The sequence below is a fragment of the Actinomyces howellii genome, from assembly GCF_900637165.1.
Lineage (GTDB): Bacteria > Actinomycetota > Actinomycetes > Actinomycetales > Actinomycetaceae > Actinomyces > Actinomyces howellii.
Genome location: NZ_LR134350.1, coordinates 923,515 through 938,531, shown reverse-complemented (window position 1 = coordinate 938,531; position 15,017 = coordinate 923,515). Strand labels below are relative to the sequence as shown.

Below are 15,017 nucleotides of genomic sequence, written 5' to 3'. Positions count from 1 at the left end.
CCCCGGACCGCCGCAGGAGCGCGCCCCCGGGGCCCCCTCACCGACCGTCGTCACAGCTCGACCTCCAGCTCGGTGCCCGGGCGGCCCTGGGAGCCCTGCACGGCCGAACCCGGGCGCGGGGGCAGCGGGCTGAGGACCCGCAGCTCCCCGCCGTCGCCCTCGACCCGCCGGCGCAGCCCGCTCAGGCCGTTGCCGGCCGCCCGGCCGCGCAGGCCCACGCCGTCGTCGCGCACGCGCAGCCGACCGGCCTCGAGCTCGACCTCGACCTGCGAGGCGCCCGCGTGCCGCAGGACGTTCGTCGTCGCCTCCCGCAGCGCCCAGGACAGGACCTCTCGCTGGGGCAGCGGCACCGCCTGGACCCTCCCGCTCACGGCGGCCCGCAGGCCGGCCGCGGCGAAGGCGGTGCGCGAGGCCTCCATCTGGCCGGCCAGGTCGGGGGTGCGCAACCTGCTTACCGTGGCCCGCACGTCGGCCAGTGCCTGGCGGGACAGGGAGACGATCTCGGCGAGCTCGGCCTCGGCCCGTTCGGGGTCGAGGCGCACGAGCCGCTGGGCGACCTCGGCCTTGAGGGTGAGGACCGTCAGGGAGTGGCCGAGCAGGTCGTGGACGTCCCGGCTGATCTCCTCGCGCTCGGTGGCGGCGGCGAGCTGACGGTCGGTGCTCCGCCGGCGCTCGTCGACCTCGGCGCTGATCCGCCCGATCGTGATCGCCGCGCAGGACGCAGAGCTTCCCAGGACCGGCCAGATCTCCTCGCCGTCCGACAGCCCGAGGGCCGCGAGGCAGGCTGTCGTGCACACGGCCATGACGACCGACACCCCGGTGACCAGGGGCGTGGCGAACAGGACGATGGCCATGAGGTAGGGCAGGAAGAAGCCGGTCCACCAGCCCAGGACCGGTGCCGTGGCCAGGGCCAGGATGACGAGTCCGAGCAGCGGCGCCGACACCGGGGCCACCTGGGCGCGGACCGAGGGGTGCTCCGGCAGCGCCGTCCACGCGGGCATGACGTTGACGGTGTGCAGGTAGAGGGCGATGAAGGCCAGGATCGCGGTGCAGGTGCCCGCGCGCACCGGCCAGGCCAGCCCGGAGCGGGCCACGGCGAGGATCGGGGCGAGGAGCAGCACGACCCAGATGGAGGCCTCCCAGTCGATCCGCCGGAACCAGGGATCGGCGGGGCGGGCTCCGGGCAATGACGCCTCCGTGGGACCCGGTTCCTGCGCCGCCCGGGCCGGCCCGGTGCCGGCACCCACCGCCGGGCCCGTCACCGGCGCAGGGTCGAGCGCCGCCGCGCCGCGAGGCACATGAGGGCGAAGACCAGCGTCCATGCCGCAAGGTTAGCCAGCCCGTACCACACCGGCTCCTCAACGACCCCGGTCATCGTGGCGACCTTGTCGCCCTGGACGGGGCGCACGGCCAGTGAGCCGGGTCCGTACAGCGGGGTGTAGTGGGCCAGGGTGAACAGGAAGCCGCTCAACGGCATGAACAGGTTGCCCAGGAAGCCGAAGACGCTGATGGAGGCGCCGGCCACCCCCGCGGCCGCGTTGGACGGCAGCCACAGGCCGGCGGCCAGGCCGAAGACCGCGAAGGGCAGGGTCGCCCCCAGGCAGATGAGGAAGCAGGCTGCCCACCGCAGGGGAGAGTCGATGACGGCTCCGGTCAGGGCGCCTGCGGAGAAGATGAGCACGAGGGGGCACAGCGCCACGAGGACGGCGCTGATGAGCCGGGCGGTCGCGTAGGTGCGCATCCCCCCGGCGGTCAGGGCGATCTGGCGGCCCCAGCCTCCGGCCTGCTCGACCGCCGCCGAGGCCGCGGCGGTCGTCGCGGCGATGGCGGCGGAGTAGGTCGACATGTTGACCATGATCGAGGCGGTGATGTTGCCGTGGCCCACCGAGGTGGTCTCGAACTCGCTCATCTGGCCGAACAGGAGGTACATGCCCAGCGGCATGATGATCGTGAAGAACACGGTGTCGGCCCGACGCAGGGTGACAAGGGTCTCGATACGCACGTAGGTCCACGCCGAGGGGCGTCGGGACGCCGGACGGGGGCGGGCCGGTCCGGCCGCCAGGACCGGGTCGGTCGTCCTGCGGGTCGGCAGGGTGGGGGAGGGGGCCTTGGGGGCGGTGCTTGTCGTCGTCATGACGGGCTCCTTGACGGTGACGGGCGGGGTGGGTGGTGCTCAGGAGGCGTGCTCGGTACCGGATCCGGCATCGGAGCCCACGAGCTCGGAGAAGATCTCGTCGAGGTCGGGGGCCTCGATACCGAGGTGGACGGCAGGGGTGGAGGTGAGCAGGAGGCGGGCGAGGTCGTCGGAGGCGGTCGTGCGCAGCTCGACGTGCTCGCCGTGGACAACGAGGCCCACGAGGCTGTCGGCGCAGGGCCCCAGCGCCGTGAGGACCTCCTCGCGGCCTGTCAGGCCGGGCCAGGTGGCGGTGACCGTCGTGGCCCTCTGGCCGGCGCGCAGCTCGTCGATGGAGCCGTCGGCCAGGAGGCGCCCGTTGTTGATGATGACGATGCGGTCGGCGAAGTCGGCCGCCTCCTGGAGGTAGTGGGTGGCGAAGACGATCGTGCGCCCCGCCTGGGAGGTCTGGGCGCGCATGGTCTCCCAGAAGGCGGTTCGGGCGGTGACGTCCAGCCCCGTCGTCGGCTCGTCGAGGACGAGGAGCTCGGGATCGGGCAGGAGGGCCAGGGCCAGGCGGACCCGTTGGCGCTCGCCGCCCGAGAGCCGCGAGACCCTCCGGCCCAGGAGCCCGGCGAGGTCGGTCTGGGCGACGACGTCCGCGACGTCGGGCTCGCGGGCCTGGAGGGAGGCCACGACCTCGAGGGTCTGGCGCACCGTGTAGGCCTCGATGAGCCCGCCGGTCTGCAGGACGGCGCCCACCCGGTCGGTGGCCACCGCCTGGGCGGGGGAGGACCCCAGGACCGTGACGGAGCCTGCGGTCGGGGCGGTGAATCCCAGGACGACGTCGAGGGCCGTCGACTTCCCGGCCCCGTTGGGGCCCAGGAAGGCGAGGACCTCGCCGCGCGAGACGGTCAGGTCGAGGCCGTCGACGGCGCGCACCGCCCCGAAGTGCTTGTGCAGGCCCTGGATCTCGACGGCGGGGCCCGCGGCGTCGGCTGGTGCGGGGCGGCGGGAGGTCAGTGCTGCGGTGCTCATGTGCCCAGGCTGCGCCCGGCGCACCGACGCCGGTACTGGACTTCGTCACCGCCTCGCCATGACAGGTGTCATGCCCGCCCCGGGTCCGGATGGCGTCCGGCCGGTGGCGCCCACGCGCCCGGGCGGTAACCTCTGTGCCTGCGCGCCCCGTCGCGCCCCCAGCACCCCACACGGACGGAACACCCCTATGGCCGCATCGCTCACGCAGGCCCTCGCCGCATTCGAGGGCTTCGTCTCCGGCAAGATCCTCGTCTACATCCTGCTGGGCACGGGCATCTACCTCACGGTGCGCAGCCGTGCGGTCCAGCTGCGCCTCTTCCCGCGCGCCGTGCGCCTCGTGGCCACCTCTCGTCGCCAGCGGGGCTCCCTGTCGTCCTTCCAGGCCTTCGTCATCGGCCTGGGCGGGCGCGTGGGGACCGGCAACGTCGCGGGCGTGGCCCTGGCGGTCACCCTGGGCGGCCCGGGCGCCCTGTTCTGGATGTGGCTGGTCGGTCTGCTGGGCATGGCCACGTCCTTCGCCGAGTCGACCCTGGCCCAGGTCTTCAAGATCCGCAACGCCGACGGGATCTTCCGGGGCGGCCCGGCCTACTACATGCAGCGGGGCCTGGGACGCCGCGGCATGGGGATCGTCTTCGCCGCGATGCTCGTCTTCTCCTACGGCCTGGTCTTCCCCATGGTCCAGTCCAACACCATCGCCGCGACCCTGGCCGACTCCCACGAGGTGAGCACCTCGGTGACCGCTGTCGTGCTCATGGTCGTCACCGCTCCGATCCTGCTGGCCGGCATGAGGGTCGTGGCCCGGGTCTGCGAGTGGCTCGTGCCGGTGATGGCCGTGGCCTACCTCCTCGTCGTTCTCGTCGTCCTCGTCTCCTCGGCCTCCCGCATCCCCGGGGTGTTCTCCGACATCGTCGCCGGAGCCTTCAACCTGCGCTCCGGCCTGGCGGGCACCGGCGGCGGGCTGTTCGCGACCTTCCTCAACGGCACGAAGCGCGGCCTGTTCTCCAACGAGGCCGGCCAAGGCTCCTCGCCCAACGGGGCCGCCACCGCCGACGTCGCCCACCCGGTCACCCAGGGGCTCATCCAGGCCCTCGGCGTGTTCATCGACACCCTCGTCATCTGCACCGCGACGGGCCTGACCATCCTGCTGGCCTCCCCGAAGGTCTACAGCCCGGGGGTGGAGTCGGCCTGGGCGGAGACGACCCTGGTCCAGAGGGCACTGGCGGACGCGCTGCCCGGGGGATGGGTCGTGTGGTTCATGACCTTCGTCGTCACGACCTTCGCCTACTCCTCGGTCCTGGGGTACTCCACCTTCGCCGAGGTCAACATCTCCTACCTCGGGGGCGGCACGCGGGCCGGCCTCGTCCTGCGCCTGGCGATGACGGCGGCGACCGGCGTCGGCGCCATCGTCGCCCTCGAAATGGCCTGGGTCATGGCCGACATCGCCCTGGGTCTCATGACCATCCTCAACCTCGTGGCCGTCCTGTGGCTGAGCCGCTGGGTCTTCGCGGTGCTCGGGGACTACGACCGGCAGCGCTCCCAGGGCGTGGCCGAGCCCGCCTTCGTGGCCGAGGGCAACGAGCTGCTGCCCGGCCCGCTCGAGGGTGACATCTGGACCCGGGAGAGGGCCGTGGAACGGGTGGAGAGCCTCAACGAGGGCTGAGAGCCCGCCCGGGCCCCGGGCCCTGGGGGTCCGGGAGCCCCTCAGGCCCCTGGAACCCCCTGAGGGCCGCACTGCCGTCCTGTGGGCGATCTCGCACGGGCGGCCCCCGGTCCGGGACGTGGGGTGCTGGCAGGTCCCGGTTCTCCTCTGGCAGAATGACCGGCTGTACTCGACCGCGTACGGCCCCTCTCCCGGGCGCGGCCGCGTCTCGGCGGACGCCGGAAACCGTTGCTTGACCCCACCGGGGACCAGCGCGAGCCAAACCATCCAGAACCAGGAGTTCAACCACAGTGGCAGTCAAGATTCGCCTCAAGCGCATGGGCAAGAAGTTCGCCCCCTTCTACCGGGTCGTCGTCCTCGACTCCCGCAAGAAGCGCGACGGCCGTGTCATCGAGGAGATCGGTCTGTACGACCCGATGCAGGAGCCCTCGCTCATCCGCATCGACTCCGAGCGGGCCCAGTACTGGCTCAGCGTGGGCGCCCAGCCCACCGACACCGTGTTCAAGCTGCTCAAGATCACGGGCGACTACCAGAAGTTCAAGGGCCTGCCGGGTGCCGAGGGCACCCTCAAGGTCAAGGACGCCGACGCCGACGCCCTCGCCAAGGAGGCCGCCGTCAAGGCCGCGGCCGACGAGGCCGAGAAGCGCAAGGCCGCGGCCGCCGAGGCCAAGGCGGCGGCTGACAAGGAGGCGGCTGAGGCCGCCGAGGCCGCAGGCTCCGAGGAGTCCGCGGAGTCCGCCGAGGCCCCGGCCGAGGAGGCCTGACATGCTGGCCGACGCGCTCGAGCACCTCGTGCGGGGCATCGTCGACCACCCCGACGACGTCACCGTCACCTCTCGGTCGCTGCGCCGCGGCGACCTGCTCGAGGTGCGGGTCAACCCCGAGGACCTCGGACGCGTCATCGGCCGCTCGGGCCGCACGGCCCGCGCCCTGCGCACGGTCGTCGGAGCCCTGGCGGACGAGCCCGTGCGGGTCGACGTCGTCGACACCGACCGCAGGTAGACCGACCGCGGGCACGAGGTGCTCGGGTCCGCCCGAGCGCCTCACAGCCGCCCGCGCAGCGCCCAGCATGATGGCCCGACCCCAAGACAGGGGCCGGGCCATCATGCTGCGCGGCGCCGGTCGGACGGGCGCTTCACGGTAGGTTGTGCACGTGCTTCTCACCGTCGCCGTCATCGGCCCTGCCCACGCGCTCAAGGGCGAGGTCCGCCTCGAGATCCGCACCGACGACCCCCGGGGCCGGCTGGCACCGGGCACCGTCCTGCCCGCCGAGCCCGCCACCGGCCCGGCCGCGGCAGGCAGCCTGACCGTCAAGCGCCTGCGCTTCGACGGCTCGCGGTGGTTCGCGGCCTTCGTCGAGGCGGGCGACCGCACCGCGGCCGAGGCGTTGCGGGGGGTCAGGCTCCTGGTCGACACCGACACCGAGGACCGTGGCCAGGACGGGGCCCAGGAGGCCTGGTACGCCCACGAGCTCGTGGGCCTGCGCGCCGTGCACGTCGAGGGGGCCGAGCTCGGCGAGGTCGTCGACCTCGAGCCGGGCGTGGCCCAGGACAGGCTCGTCGTGCGCACCGGCGAGGGCCACGAGGTCGCCGTGCCCTTCGTCGCCGAGCTCGTCCCGCAGGTGGACCCGCAGGCGGGCGTCGTGACCATCGATCCGCCCGGGGGCCTCTTCCCGGGGCTGGGCAGCGCCGAGGAGGCGCGTTGATGGCACCCCTGCGGCTCGACGTCGTCACGATCTTCCCCGACTACCTGCGTGTCCTTAACCTGTCCCTCATCGGCCGGGCCGCGGCCGAGGGCCTCATCGACCTCAGGGTCCACGACCTGCGCGCCTGGACCCACGACCGCCACCGCACGGTCGACGACACGCCCCTGGGCGGCGGCCCGGGCATGGTCATGAGGCCCGACGTGTGGGGCCTGGCCCTCGACGAGGTCCTGGGCCGGGAGGAGGAGGGCCGTCCCGCCACCGCCCCGGAGCCGCCCCGCCGTCAGGTGCTCGTCATGCCCACCCCCGCCGGGGAGGTCTTCACTCAGCGCACCGCCGAGGACCTGGCGGGCGCCGACCACCTCGTCCTGGCCTGCGGCCGTTACGAGGGCATCGACGCGCGGGTGGCCGAGCACTACCGTGAGGCGGGCGTGGAGGTGCGTGAGCTGTCCATCGGCGACTACGTCCTCAACGGAGGGGAGGCGGCCGCCGTCGTCATCATCGAGGCGGTGGCCCGCCTCGTCCCCGGCGTCCTGGGCAACCCCGGCTCGGTGGTCGAGGAGTCCCACTCCCGGGCGGGGCTGCTCGAGCACCCCGTCTACACCCGGCCGGTGACGTGGCGGTCCCTCGAGCCCGACCCCGTCCTCCTGGGAGGGGACCACGGCCGCGTCGCCCGTACCCGCAGGGACCAGGCGCTGCTCCGTACCGCCGTGCGCCGCCCCGACATGGTCGAGCGCCTCGACCCCGCCGAGCTCGACGCCGCCGACCGCGCGGTCCTGGCCGGCCTGGGCTGGGCGGTGCCGCAGGGGGCCGCACACCCCGTGCTACTCCGGCTGCGCACGGCCACCGAGTCCGACCTGCCGGCCCTCGTCGAGCTCGCCGGCAGGACCTTCCCGGACGCCTGCCCGCCCCAGCTCTCCGAGGCCGACATCGCCGAGCACGTGCGCACGAGGCTGTCGCTGGGGGCCTTCACCGAGTGGGTCGCCGACCCACGGGCGGTGCTCGTCGTGGCCGAGCTGTCCCCGGGCGCGGGCAGCACGGCCCCCGGCCTCGTCGGCTACAGCCTCGTCCTCCTCGAGCCCCTCGAGGGACCCGGCCCCCGGGGACTGGACCCGCGTCCCGACGGGCTCGACGCCCCGCCGGGGCCGGACGGCGGCACGGGGCTGGCGGCCGAGCTGTCGAAGGTGTACGTCGACGCCCCCCTGCGCGGCTCCGGCCTCGCCCCGGCCCTGCTGGACCGGGCGGTGCGCGACGCCGCGAGCAGGGGCGTGAGCCTCCTGTGGCTGGGGACCCACGACCGCAACCGGCGCGCGCAGCGGGCCTACCGGCGTGCCGGATTCGCCCGCGTCGGCTCACGCACCTACCAGGTGGGCGCGAGCCGCTGCCGTGACGTCGTCATGGCGGTCAACCCCCAGGAACGCGACGGTGATCGCCCATGAGCGCCGGCCAGGGCACCGCAGGCGGCGGGGCGGGCGCCGCGGGGACGGGTGAGCTCGCCAGCAGGCCCCTGGTCGACCGGGGGGCGGCGCTCGTGCGCCGCGTCGGCGCGCTCGTGGCCGTCGTCGTCGTCGTGGCCCTCGTGCGCTCCCTCGTCTTCCAGATGTACGTCATCCCCTCGGGCTCCATGGAGGACACCCTCATGGAGGGCGACCGGATCATGGTGACCCTCTACGACCTCGACTCGATCGAGCGGGGGGACGTCGTCGTGTTCACCGACCCCTCCGACTGGCTCGGCGAGGTCGCCGAGCCCACGGGGGTGCGCGGGCTCGTCCAGGACCTGCTCGTCGCCGTGCGCGTCCTGCCCGAGGACCCGGGCCACCACCTGGTCAAACGGGTCATCGGCCTGCCCGGCGACCACGTCGTGTCCGACGGCCAGGGCTCGCTCACGGTCAACGGGGTCGAGATCACCGAGCCCTACCTCAAGCCGGGCCGGTCCGCCTCCGACATCGCCTTCGACGTCACGGTCCCTGAGGGCTACCTGTGGGTCATGGGCGACAACCGCTCGAACTCGGCAGACTCCCGGCTCCACCAGGCCGACGTCCACGGGGGCTTCGTGCCCCTGGGCAACGTCGTCGGCGTGGCCCGCAGGCTCATCTGGCCCCTGAGCCGGTGGTCCGCCCTGGACGGCGGGACCGAGGCCTTCGCCACCGTTCCCGATCCCCAGACAGTGCCCACCGCCGCGCCCACCCCGACCCCGACGCCCTGATCGGCGCCCGGAGGCCGCCGGGGGGCCGCGTGAGGTCGGGCACGTCGTGAGCGGTGCCCTCGTCGCCCTGCAGCGGCCTGTGGCACACTGGGCCCGCCCCGGGCCTCGGGGGACTCTGCCACTGGGGAGGTCCCCTGTCGTCGAGGACCCGTGGGCACGTGATCCCCGGCGCCTGAGCGCCGGCCCCACGGGGCCGGGCCGAGGCGCCGCCTAGCAAGCGCCTGCTGACCAGTGGCAGGGGTGTGGAGAGAATGATGAACCTGATCGACGAGATCAACGCCGCCTCACTGCGCGACGACGTCCCCGCCTTCCGTCCCGGGGACACCCTCAAGGTGCACGTCAAGGTCGTCGAGGGCAACCGCTCGCGCGTCCAGGTCTTCCAGGGTGTCGTCATCGCCCGCAAGGGCGCCGGCGTGTCCGAGACCTTCACCGTGCGCAAGATCTCCCTGGGCGTCGGTGTCGAGCGCACCTTCCCGCTGCACACCCCCTCGATCGACAAGATCGAGGTCGTCACCCGCGGTGACGTGCGTCGCGCCAAGCTGTACTACCTGCGCAACCTGCGCGGCAAGGCCGCCAAGATCAAGGAGCGCCGGGAGGACTGAGCGCCCCGGTGCTCCTCTCGCCTCCGTCGCGGTGACGCCCGGGCCCGGCCGGGCCCGGGCGTCACCGCATCGCCCCGCCCCTGACGGGGCCTCCTTCCCACGCACGTCCCGAGAGGGGAACGGTGACCTCACCGCTGGACAAGACCTCCGGCCACCTCGATCCTTCCGACCCTGCGGCCTCCTCCCCGACGACCCCCGGCGCGAGTGCCTCCAGCGCCCCCTCACCCGGTGGCGCCGAGGGCCCCGCTCCCGGCGCCGCGTCCCCGGGTGCCGCCGGCGACGCCGGCGATCCTGAGGACGGCGCCCTGCCGCCCTCCTTCCCGCCGACGACCAGGCCAGAGCCCCTGCCGGTACCCGGGTCCGAGCCACCGCGCCCCGCCCGCAGGCGCGGCTCGACGCTCCTCGTGGTCGTCGTCGTGCTCGTGCTCACCGCCCTCATCAAGACCTTCGTCCTCCAGACCTTCGAGATCCCCTCGGCCTCGATGGAGCCCACGCTCATGACCGGGGACCGCGTGATCGTAACCGTCTACGACGCCGGTCAGGTCGAGCGCGGCGACGTCGTCGTCTTCGCCGACCCGGGCGGCTGGCTCCACGTCGAGGAGCCCACCGGGCTGCGCGGCGCCGTCCAGGACACCCTCGAGCTCCTGCGCCTCCTGCCCCAGGACACCGGCCACCACCTCATCAAGCGCGTCATCGGGCTGCCCGGTGACCACATCGTGGCCACGGGACAGGGACCGATCACGGTCAACGGCGTCACCATCGACGAGACCTACCTGCCTGAGGGCATGGCCTCCTCCGAGACCGCCTTCGAGGTCACCGTCCCCGAGGACTGCGTGTGGGTCATGGGGGACAACCGCACGAACTCGATGGACTCCCGCTTCCACCGCGACGACGCCCACGGCGGGGCCGTCCCCCTCGAGCAGGTCGTCGGCGTGACCAAGGCGGTCCTGTGGCCACCGGGGCGCGCCGGCCTCCTGGAGGACCCCCGCAGCGTCTTCTCGCAGGTCCCGGCCCCCTCCTCGGCGCAGTGAGGACACGGGTCCTGGCCGACCGCGGCGCCGAGAGGGAGCTCCTGGCCGCCCACGGGCTCGTCGGGGGCATGGACGAGGTCGGGCGAGGCTCCCTGGCCGGGCCGGTCACCGTCGGCCTCGTGGTCGTCTCGGCCAGCACCCCCGACCACCTGCCCGAGGGCCTGGCCGACTCCAAGCAGCTGAGCCCCAGGCGGCGCCAGGCACTGGTCGAGCCGTGCCGCGCCTGGGCCACCGACCACGCGGTCTGCCACGCCAGCGCCGCGGAGATCGACGAGCTGGGCATCATGGGGGCCCTTCGGCTGGCCGGCCGACGGGCGCTGTCCGAGGTGGCCTCGCGCGGGCACCTGCCAGGCGCGCTCATCCTCGACGGCCCGGTCGACTGGCTGGCTCCCCACGGTCCCGGCGGGCCCGGAGCCCCGGGCGGGCAGGGCCCGCCCGCCGCGGGCCCCACGACGAGCGCCGCCCCGCTCGTGCGCACCCAGGTCGGTGCCGACGCCGGCTGCGCCGTCGTCGCGGCCGCCTCCGTCCTGGCCAAGGTCGAGCGCGACGCCCTCATGGCCGCCCTGCCCGACCCCGGCTACGGGTGGGCCTCGAACAAGGGATACGCCTCAGCCGCGCACGTCCAGGCCCTGGCCCGCCTGGGGGCCGACGAGCAGCACCGCCGGTCCTGGCGGCTGCCGGGCCTCACGGGCGGCTGAGGCCCGGCGGGCAGCGGCCTGCCCGCCCCGACGCCGGCCTGCCGGCCCGGACGACGCGCCCCGGCGCCTGCAGTGCGCTCCCAGGCGGGCCGTGCATGATGGCCCGGTGAGCGTTGAAGACCTTGAGGCCTACGAGAACGACCTGGAGCTCGACCTGTACCGGGAGTACCGGGACGTCGTGTCGTTGTTCTCCTACGTCGTGGAGACCGAGCGCCGGTTCTACCTCGCCAACGCCGTGGACGTCCAGGTGCGCACCAACGGGGGTGAGGTCTTCTTCGAGCTGACCCTCGAGGACGCCTGGGTGTGGGACATCTACCGCGCGAGCCGCTTCGTCAAGTCCGTTCACGTCGTCACCTTCAAGGACGTCAACGTCGAGGAGCTGAGCAAGCCCGAGATCGAGGTCCCCTCCTGAGCCCAGGCGGCTCGCCGCGCCACCGGCCGTCCTCGCGCCGACTGCTCACGGCGGGCACCAAGGGATCCGAGGTGCTCCACAGGAGCGTCTCGTGCAGGGGTCGTCCACAGGGCTCACAGGGGCCGATGGCCCCGCCCGCCCGGGCGGCCCACCCTGGTCATGGAGGTGAACCCCATGACACAGACACCATCGGAGTCCGAGCCCAGGCCCCCGACACGCAGGGAGACAGGCTCGCGCGGGGAGGACATCGCGGCGCGCTACCTGGTCGACCGGGGCTGGCTCATCCTCGAGCGCAACTGGCGCCCCGGCCGCGGCGCGGGGCTGCGCGGCGAGCTCGACATCATCGCCCTCGACCCCGAGCCCGGTCCTGAGCACCACGAGGCCGGGCCTGCGCCACGGCCCGGCCTCGTGGTCGTCGAGGTCAAGACGCGCACGAGCCTGAGGGCCGGCGCCCCCGCCGAGGCCGTCGACTCCCTCAAGCTCGCCCGCCTGCGCGCGCTGGCCGGTGCCTGGGTGGCGGGCAGCACGGTCGACCACGAGGGGCTGCGCATCGACGTCGTCTCCGTCCTCCTGCGCCCCGGTCAGCCCGCCGTCCTGCGCCACCACCGAGGGGTGGGGCAGTGATGGCGCTGGCACGCACCCTGGCCGTCACCCTCACCGGCCTGGAGGGGCACCTGGTCGACGTCGAGGCCCACTGCGCCCAGGGACTGCCCGGCTTCACCCTCGTGGGGCTGCCCGACGCAGCCGTGCGCGAGTCGCGCGAGCGGGTCCGCGCGGCCCTGGGCAGCTGCGGGGTGACCTGGGGCGAGCACCGGCTCACCGTCAACCTCTCCCCGGCCGACCTGCCCAAGACCGGCACCGGGGTCGACCTGGCCCTCGCCCTGGCCGTCCTGGGCGCCCGCGGCAAGCTGGCGCGCCGCGCCGTGGAGCAGATGGCCTCCACCGTCCACCTCGGAGAGCTCGGCCTGGACGGCTCGGTCCACGCCGTGCGCGGCATCCTGCCCTCGGTGCGCGCCGCGGTGGCCGCGGGGATCGAGGAGGTGGTCGTGGCCCGCGCTGCCGCCCACGAGGCGGGTCTCGTGCGCGGCGCCCGGATCACCGCCGTCAGCCACCTCGGTGAGCTCGTCGAGCGCTACGGCGGGCAGCTGCCCTCCCACGCCGGCACGCTGCTCGAGCGCTCCCGCGACCGCGACCGGATCCAGAGACCCGAGCCCACCGGGGCAGGGCCCGTGCCCGACCTGGCCGACGTCGTCGGCCAGCCCCGGGCCCGCCACGCCCTGGAGGTGGCGGCCGCCGGCGGGCACCACCTCCTCCTCGTGGGCCCGCCGGGGGCGGGCAAGACGATGCTGGCCGAGAGGCTGCCCTCGATCCTTCCTCCCCTCGAGGCCGACGACGCCGTGACCGTCACCTCCCTGCACTCCCTGGCAGGCACCTTCAGCCCCGAGGCCGGACTGCTCACGGCCCCGCCGCTGCGAGCCCCCCACCACACCGCCAGCCGGGCGGCGGTCATCGGCGGGGGAGCGGGCCTCCCGCGTCCGGGCGACGTGTCCCTGGCCCACCGGGGGGTGCTCTTCCTCGACGAGGCCCCGGAGTTCCCCGGCGGGGTGCTCGACTGCCTGCGCCAGCCCCTGGAGTCCGGTGAGGTGAGGATCGACCGGGCGGCGGGCCGGGCCACCTTCCCGGCGGCCTTCCAGCTTGTTCTGGCCGCCAACCCCTGCCCCTGCGGGCGCGGGGGCGGACGGGGCCTGGAGTGCACCTGCACCTCCCTGCAACGCCGCCGCTACTTCTCGCGCCTGTCGGGACCGCTGCTCGACCGCGTCGACATCCAGATCGAGGTCGAGGCGGTGACCGCCCGGGACCTGCGGGCCTCCGGTCCCCAGGAGTCCAGCGCCGTCGTCGCCCAGCGGGTGGCCCAGGCGCGTGAGCGCGCGGCCCGGAGGCTGTCTGGCACCCCGTGGCGGCTCATGGGCCAGGTGCCCGGGTCGTGGCTGCGCTCGGCGGCCTCGGGCACTGACCCCTGCCTGCTCGCCCCGCTCATGGCGGCGCTCGACCGGGGCGACCTCACCCTGCGCGGCGTCGACCGGGTGCTGCGGGTGGCCTGGACGCTGGCGGACCTGTCGGCCCGCCCCGCACCCGGGGCCGCCGAGCTCGGGGCGGCGCTGTCCCTGCGCACGCGAGGAGCCCGACCATGACCCGCCTGCCCTACGACCTCGGCGACGAGGCGCTGGCCCGGGCCACCTGGGCCCGGCTGGCCGAGCCGGCCGACGCGGCCGCCTGCCTGCTCGTGTCCGCCCTGGGGGCCGGTGGCGCCCTCGAGTGGCTTCTCGCTGAGGCGCTCGACCCCGATGGGGGGCCGCGGCCCGATCCGCGGCCCCCGGCACCGACCTCCGGCGACCCGGGGACGGCGAGCCGGACGTGGGCCGGCGCCGCGGCCCGGTGGGCGCCACGGCTGGCGGGGCTGGACATCCGCCGCGAGCTCGGTGTCCTGGAGTCGGTCGGTGGCAGCCTCCTCATCCCCGGGGACCCGTGGTGGCCCGTCGGGCTCGACGCGCTCGACCGACCGCCCCACTGCCTGTGGGTGCGCGGAGACCCCGCGCTCCTGGCCACCGGCCCCCAGGGCAGGGGAGCCCAGGCCGCGACGGCCGACGACCTCCCGGAGCCGCCTCCCTCGTCAGGACCGCCTGGGCGCCCTGAGGACGAGGCGCACGAGGGCGGGACGGTGCGCACCCGCACCCGGGAGGATCTCCTGCCCTCGGGCCCTGGAGCGGGACGCGCCCTGGCGGTTGTCGGGGCCCGCGCCTCGAGCGCCTACGGGGAGCGTGTGGCCGCCGACATGTCCGGCGACCTGACCCGCCAGGGCGTCCTGGTCGTCTCGGGGGGAGCCTTCGGCATCGACGCCGCGGCGCACCGTGGTGCGCTGTGCGAGGGCCCAACCCTGACGGTGTCGGCCGGCGGGGTCGAGCGGCTCTACCCGCGGGGCAACACCGACCTGCTTGAGGAGGTCATCTCCACCGGGGCCCTCGTCGCCGAGGTCCCCCCGGGCTGCCAGCCCGGTCGACACCGCTTCCTGACCCGCAACCGCCTCATCGCGGCGCTGTCCGACGCCACGGTCGTGGTCGAGGCCGCCTGGCGCTCCGGGGCGCTGTCCACCGCCCACCACGCTCAGGAGCTGGGACGCCCCGTCGGGGCCGTGCCCGGGCCCGTCAGCTCCATGGGCTCGGTGGGCTGCCACAGGCTCCTGCGCGCCGGGGCCGTGTGCGTCACCGACGCCCAGGAGGCCCTCGAGCTCGTCACGCCCCTGGGAGCGACCGACCCCGACGGGGACAAGGCCCGCGACCCGCTCCACGCCGGGGCCGGCCTGCTCGACGGGCTCGACGGCGACGCCTCCCGGGTCATGGACGCGATGCCCGCCCGGGGCTGGGCGGGCCCTGCGGCCCTGGCCCGCAGCGCGGGACTCTCCGAGAAGGCCACCGAGGCCGCCCTCGGCCTGCTCGAGCTCGCCGCACGGGTCGAGAGCGACGGCTCCCGCTGGCGCAGGCGCCGCCGGTAGGGCCC

16 protein-coding genes are annotated in these 15,017 nt (G+C 74.6%); 13 read left to right on the top strand and 3 right to left on the bottom strand.

The window, feature by feature from the left end; genetic code table 11:
- Positions 1 to 50: 50 nt before the first annotated feature.
- Genes EL245_RS03970 through EL245_RS03960 form a run of 3 tightly spaced genes read right to left on the bottom strand, consistent with a single transcriptional unit; the run spans position 51 to position 3,151 of the window.
- Positions 51 to 1,322, bottom strand: a complete 1,272-nt coding sequence (locus tag EL245_RS03970) for a sensor histidine kinase (RefSeq protein WP_126381960.1) — start codon at positions 1,320 to 1,322, stop codon at positions 51 to 53.
- Positions 1,259 to 2,134, bottom strand: coding sequence for an ABC transporter (locus tag EL245_RS03965; RefSeq protein ID WP_232009860.1), 876 nt, complete (start codon positions 2,132 to 2,134; stop codon positions 1,259 to 1,261). The genes EL245_RS03970 and EL245_RS03965 overlap by 64 nt, the downstream gene beginning before the upstream one ends.
- A 39-nt stretch (positions 2,135 to 2,173) precedes the next feature.
- Positions 2,174 to 3,151: an ABC transporter ATP-binding protein gene (locus EL245_RS03960; RefSeq protein ID WP_126381959.1), complete on the bottom strand. Its 978-nt coding sequence runs from the start codon at positions 3,149 to 3,151 to the stop codon at positions 2,174 to 2,176.
- A gap of 187 nt (positions 3,152 to 3,338) precedes the next feature.
- Between EL245_RS03960 and EL245_RS03955 the strand changes: the two genes are divergently transcribed.
- The 13 genes from EL245_RS03955 (at position 3,339) to EL245_RS03895 (ending at position 15,012) form a co-directional block, all read left to right on the top strand.
- Positions 3,339 to 4,811, top strand: a complete 1,473-nt coding sequence (locus EL245_RS03955; RefSeq protein ID WP_126381958.1) for an alanine/glycine:cation symporter family protein — start codon at positions 3,339 to 3,341, stop codon at positions 4,809 to 4,811.
- Between the two features lie 290 nt (positions 4,812 to 5,101).
- On the top strand, positions 5,102 to 5,575 hold the full coding sequence (gene rpsP, locus EL245_RS03950) for a 30S ribosomal protein S16 (protein WP_126381957.1): 474 nt from the start codon (positions 5,102 to 5,104) through the stop codon (positions 5,573 to 5,575).
- Between the two features lies 1 nt (position 5,576).
- Positions 5,577 to 5,813: an RNA-binding protein gene (locus tag EL245_RS03945; RefSeq protein ID WP_126381956.1), complete on the top strand. Its 237-nt coding sequence runs from the start codon at positions 5,577 to 5,579 to the stop codon at positions 5,811 to 5,813.
- Between the two features lie 151 nt (positions 5,814 to 5,964).
- Positions 5,965 to 6,516: a ribosome maturation factor RimM gene (gene rimM, locus EL245_RS03940; RefSeq protein WP_126381955.1), complete on the top strand. Its 552-nt coding sequence runs from the start codon at positions 5,965 to 5,967 to the stop codon at positions 6,514 to 6,516.
- Between the two features lie 8 nt (positions 6,517 to 6,524).
- Entirely contained in the window at positions 6,525 to 7,952 is a 1,428-nt protein-coding gene (gene trmD, locus EL245_RS03935; protein WP_197719481.1) for a tRNA (guanosine(37)-N1)-methyltransferase TrmD, read from the top strand.
- Positions 7,949 to 8,719: a signal peptidase I gene (gene lepB / locus EL245_RS03930; RefSeq protein WP_126381953.1), complete on the top strand. Its 771-nt coding sequence runs from the start codon at positions 7,949 to 7,951 to the stop codon at positions 8,717 to 8,719. Before trmD ends, lepB (EL245_RS03930) begins: the two co-directional genes overlap by 4 nt.
- A gap of 254 nt (positions 8,720 to 8,973) precedes the next feature.
- Entirely contained in the window at positions 8,974 to 9,321 is a 348-nt protein-coding gene (gene rplS, locus EL245_RS03925; protein WP_197719442.1) for a 50S ribosomal protein L19, read from the top strand.
- 122 nt (positions 9,322 to 9,443) lie between these two features.
- Positions 9,444 to 10,352 (top strand): signal peptidase I, encoded by a 909-nt coding sequence (lepB, locus tag EL245_RS03920; protein WP_232009859.1) that lies wholly within the window; start codon positions 9,444 to 9,446, stop codon positions 10,350 to 10,352.
- Positions 10,349 to 11,050: a ribonuclease HII gene (locus tag EL245_RS03915; RefSeq protein WP_232009858.1), complete on the top strand. Its 702-nt coding sequence runs from the start codon at positions 10,349 to 10,351 to the stop codon at positions 11,048 to 11,050. Before lepB (EL245_RS03920) ends, EL245_RS03915 begins: the two co-directional genes overlap by 4 nt.
- A 106-nt stretch (positions 11,051 to 11,156) precedes the next feature.
- Entirely contained in the window at positions 11,157 to 11,462 is a 306-nt protein-coding gene (locus tag EL245_RS03910) for a DUF2469 domain-containing protein (RefSeq protein ID WP_126381951.1), read from the top strand.
- A 174-nt stretch (positions 11,463 to 11,636) separates the two neighbouring features.
- Positions 11,637 to 12,086: a YraN family protein gene (locus tag EL245_RS03905; protein WP_126381950.1), complete on the top strand. Its 450-nt coding sequence runs from the start codon at positions 11,637 to 11,639 to the stop codon at positions 12,084 to 12,086.
- Positions 12,086 to 13,654, top strand: coding sequence for a YifB family Mg chelatase-like AAA ATPase (locus EL245_RS03900; RefSeq protein ID WP_126381949.1), 1,569 nt, complete (start codon positions 12,086 to 12,088; stop codon positions 13,652 to 13,654). Before EL245_RS03905 ends, EL245_RS03900 begins: the two co-directional genes overlap by 1 nt.
- Complete coding sequence (locus tag EL245_RS03895) at positions 13,651 to 15,012, top strand: DNA-processing protein DprA (RefSeq protein WP_126381948.1); 1,362 nt, start codon at positions 13,651 to 13,653, stop codon at positions 15,010 to 15,012. Before EL245_RS03900 ends, EL245_RS03895 begins: the two co-directional genes overlap by 4 nt.
- Positions 15,013 to 15,017: the final 5 nt, after the last annotated feature.